The sequence below is a fragment of the Pseudomonas syringae genome (assembly GCF_021605415.1).
Taxonomy (GTDB): Bacteria; Pseudomonadota; Gammaproteobacteria; order Pseudomonadales; family Pseudomonadaceae; genus Aquipseudomonas; species Aquipseudomonas syringae_S.
This window is the reverse complement of the sequence record NZ_WKEQ01000081.1, coordinates 1-1,928: the sequence shown is the minus strand read 5'-3', so window position 1 is coordinate 1,928 and position 1,928 is coordinate 1. Positions and strand designations below refer to the sequence as shown.

The window sequence follows — 1,928 nt, the reverse complement described above, 5'->3', positions numbered from 1 at the left end:
ACCACTTGCGCTTCCGATCTCTCGTTAGCGGGAGGCGAATTCTACAGCGTTACTCGCTGTTGTCAACACCTCTTTTTCACCGCTTTCGACCGAGAAGATCGAACCGTTAAAAGAGCCACACATCACGCCCCTTCCAACTCCTTCCAGGCTTCGATGATTTGAAGCCAGTCGCTGTCGAAAACTGCTTAACTCATTGTTTACCAAGGAGTTTTCCGTTTCGACTGCGCCGGAAGTGGGGCGAATTATAGACACTCAGAATTCGCCGTCAACCCTTATTTTCTACTTTATTCCGATTTGAGCGTAATACGCGCAAATGCCTTCTTTCCTGCCTGGCAGACGTGGGTCGCGCCCAGTACGTATATAAAGGAGCGATCTACCACCTCACCATCTATACGTACACCGCCGGAACCCAACAGATCGCGAGCGACCGCAGAGTTCTTCACCAGTCCCGCCTTGTTAAGCACAGCCGCGATCGGCATATCTTCGGTCGCAGTCAGTTCGATCTCCGGCAGATCATCCGGAAGCTCGCCTTCCTTCATACGATTACCGGCCGCGCGATGAGCGTTCGCCGCCGCTTCTTCGCCGTGAAAACGAGCAACGATTTCTTCTGCCAGCTTGATCTTGATGTCGCGCGGATTGGCTCCCGCCTCAACATCAGCACGGAACGCATTGATCTCGTCCATCGACCGAAAGCTGAGCAGCTCAAAGTAACGCCACATCAACGCATCAGGAATCGAAACCAGCTTGCCGTACATGACACCCGGCGCTTCCTGAATGCCGACGTAATTGCCCAACGATTTGGACATCTTCTTAACGCCATCCAGGCCTTCAAGCAGCGGCATGGTCAAAATGCACTGGGCTTCCTGGCCATAGCCGCGCTGCAGCTCACGCCCCATCAACAAGTTGAATTTCTGGTCGGTTCCACCCAACTCAACATCTGCACGCAAGGCGACCGAGTCATATCCCTGCACCAACGGGTAAAGGAATTCATGGATGGCGATCGGTTGATTAGTGGTGTAACGCTTATCGAAGTCGTCGCGCTCAAGCATGCGCGCGACGGTGTATTGCGAGGTCAGCCGAATGAAGTCCGCCGGCCCCATCTGATCCATCCAGGTGGAGTTGAACGCCACTTCGGTTTTTGCCGGATCGAGAATCTTGAACACCTGCGTCTTGTAAGTCTCAGCGTTATCCAAAACTTGCTCGCGGGTAAGCGGCGGACGCGTGGCGCTTTTGCCGCTCGGGTCACCAATCATTCCGGTGAAGTCACCAATGAGGAAGATGACCTGATGCCCCAGATCCTGAAACTGGCGCAGCTTATTAATAAGCACGGTATGACCCAAGTGCAGATCCGGTGCAGTCGGATCGAAGCCGGCCTTGATACGCAGCGGCTGACCGCGCTTGAGCTTTTCGATCAGCTCGGACTCGACCAACAGTTCTTCCGCACCACGTTTAATCAGCGCTAGCTGCTCTTCAACCGACTTCATAACAGACCCGCAAGGCTCAGATTCAAAGGGAACCAACCATACAAGATCGCGCACCAATTACAAGTTTTGCCCGGCGCACGGCCACCAATCGACAGACGCGATGTCTGCAGACTTGCTTCAGAGATGATTTGGTTATATTTTATACAGTTATTTCATCTTCATCATGTCATTCATCTTTTCCAATTCATCTTAATTTCAAAGTCAAAATTACCTATGACCACTGAACCGTCTAAAGCGCCACCGCTTTACCCGAAGACCCACCTGCTCGCCGCAAGTGGAATCGCCGCCCTTCTAAGTCTGGCGCTCCTGGTATTCCCTTCCAGCGATGTTGAAGCCAAAAAGACGACCCTGAGCCTTGAACTGGAAAGTCCTGCTGAACAACTGACACAAGATCAAGACGCTGCCGACGAATGTCTAGTACAGCAGGCATCACGCTGTTCGAAC

At 52.7% G+C, this 1,928-nt stretch carries 1 protein-coding gene and 1 pseudogene; one reads left to right on the top strand and one right to left on the bottom strand.

The window, feature by feature from the left end:
• Nucleotides 1-284 precede the first annotated feature (284 nt).
• Nucleotides 285-1,484: a tyrosine--tRNA ligase gene (gene tyrS, locus GIW69_RS26045; protein ID WP_236485656.1), complete on the bottom strand. Its 1,200-nt coding sequence runs from the start codon at nt 1,482-1,484 to the stop codon at nt 285-287.
• A gap of 213 nt (nt 1,485-1,697) precedes the next feature.
• Here tyrS and GIW69_RS26040 point away from each other — a divergent pair.
• A pseudogene (locus GIW69_RS26040) lies at nt 1,698-1,928 on the top strand (peptidase M23); the annotation flags it as partial.